Consider the following 1,589-nt stretch of genomic DNA (forward strand, 5'->3'; position numbering starts at 1 on the left):
TATAATTTAGAATGGATTTAATAACCAATTTTTTCAGAGGGGGTGTTGACTGTTTGGGGAGATATAAGTATTTCATCATATTAGTGATTGCCATGCTTATAGTTGTAGTTGGGGGAGTTGTCCTCACAATACGTTCACAGTTAGGTTTAGAATCCGCAGGTAAACAAGAAAGTCAACTTGTAGACAAAGGGTTAGAGAAGGAGCCCCTGCCAGAGTTTGTGATAACAGACTCATCAGGTAAGGAGGTAAACTCTAGCTCATTTATAGGGAAACCGACCGTGATTATGGAGTGGGCGAGCTGGTGTCCAGATTGCCAAGCGGCCTTGCCGTTCATGAATGAACTCTATGATGAGTACAAAGATGAGGTCGCATTTGTGTTTATCAATGCGACAGGAACAGCTAATGGTGAGGAGACGCAAGAAGTGGCCTCAGCGTACATTGAAAAAGAAGGCTATAGCTTTCCTTATTATTACGATGTGACATTAGATGCAGCGACGAAGTTAGGGGTTGAAGCCATACCGACCTATCTTTTCGTCAACGCAGAAGGAACGATTCAAAAGATCGCCTCTTCAGAAGCAGATAAGTCAACCGTTGAAAGTTCCTTGCAAGAACTTTTACAGTAAGCAATTTTAAATTGCTAGAAGGAGATATTACATGGAGAAAAGAACAAAAAAAGCGGCCGTGATGTCAGCGATTACCCTCTTATCAGTAGGGGTCCTGTCACCGTTGCCTGAACTTATCGCGAAAGGGCAAATCGTTGCCCACGCAGAAGAACCCCCAGCGGATGAAGATGTACCAAGCGGTCCTGAGATGAAGATGTTCAAGGACACACGTGCCTTGATTAAAAGTGCACGTGAAATGATGGCAGAAGGCGAAGAAGGGCTTGAGTTTGCCAAAGAAGATTTTGAAAAAATTCCACTAGCGGCACTTAAAAATATTAAAAATATTGAAGTTAAGGCCCCTGGCTTGTTAGCAGAAGTTGAAAAACTTCGTCAGGAGTTGTACGGAACGACTCCAGCTCCGCAACCAGACCCTAAACCACAGCCCACCTCACCTGGTCCAGTTGAAACGACAGAAGAGATTGTAGTGATTGAGCCAATCGCCCCAGGAGAAAAACGTGTGGCAAATCCAGATATGGAGGAAGGTAAAGAAACACGTACGCCAGGTAAAGACGGTGAAGCGCTAGTGACTTATAAGGTCTACAAAAAAGATGGCGTTGAATATAAGCGTGAGGCGATTAGCCAAACGGTCAAAACAGCACCGGTTGATACCATTATTGAATACGGTACAAAGAAAGCACCAGTTGTTGTGGTTTCAGAAGTTAAGGTAGAAGAGCCGGTACCATTTACCAGTCGTGAGGTTGACAATCCAAACCTTGAAAAAGGTCAACGAAAAGTGGTGACCCCAGGTAAAGATGGTGTTAAGACGGTTACTTATTCTGTTCGTACGGTAGATGGTAAGGAAACTGAACGTAACAAGGTTAGTGAAGAAATCACTACTCCAGCAGTTGAAGAAGTGATTGAAGTTGGCACAAAAGAAGTCACCGTTATTCCGGGAACGCCAATTGTTGTGCCAGTCGTTAAAGATGA

The 1,589-nt window shown here is 43.7% G+C and carries 2 protein-coding genes; both read left to right on the forward strand.

The window, feature by feature from the left end:
- Positions 1-92: 92 nt before the first annotated feature.
- The gene (locus EAF07_RS10365; protein WP_183121701.1) at positions 93-623 is read left to right on the forward strand and encodes a TlpA family protein disulfide reductase; all 531 of its coding nucleotides are present in this window, start codon (positions 93-95) and stop codon (positions 621-623) included.
- Between the two features lie 31 nt (positions 624-654).
- Positions 655-1,589: G5 domain-containing protein (locus tag EAF07_RS10370; protein WP_183121702.1), on the forward strand; the 935-nt coding region annotated here is incomplete at its 3' end.

It is taken from the genome of Streptococcus hillyeri, assembly GCF_003686955.1.
In the GTDB taxonomy this organism is placed as follows: Bacteria; Bacillota; Bacilli; order Lactobacillales; family Streptococcaceae; genus Streptococcus; species Streptococcus hillyeri.

Bases quoted from the DNA above. Each gene is read 5' to 3' on its own strand.
- EAF07_RS10365 (WP_183121701.1), top strand. From the start codon at position 93: ATGCTTATAGTTGTAGTTGGGGGAGTTGTCCTCACAATACGTTCACAG.